At 43.9% G+C, this 244-nt stretch carries 1 pseudogene; it reads right to left on the bottom strand.

What is annotated here, in order from left to right:
• Positions 1–244, bottom strand: a pseudogene (locus SB689_RS23925) (hypothetical protein); the annotation flags it as partial.

Here is a 244-nt window from a genome sequence, read left to right as displayed (position 1 = left end):
AAAAACATGTCGCTGCGGTTCAAACGCAAAAACGACTCCAGAGTCACCAACTGCTTGAGATAACATCACTGTGTGAGAACCTATGTTTGCACCCACCTCAACAACAGTATCTCCTTGCCGGACGATTTGGGAAAACAAAAATGTCTCAGCCTCCGACCATTCTCCATATTTAATCAGGCTTTGCCCAATTGTGTCATCGTTACGATTAAAAATCATCGTACCGTATCGGCATTGCTGAGTAACA

The sequence above is a fragment of the Chryseobacterium sp. SIMBA_038 genome (assembly GCF_046535115.1).
In the GTDB taxonomy this organism is placed as follows: Bacteria; Bacteroidota; Bacteroidia; order Flavobacteriales; family Weeksellaceae; genus Chryseobacterium.
Note: the sequence above shows the minus strand (reverse complement) of the source record. Positions and strands in the feature narration are given on the sequence as shown.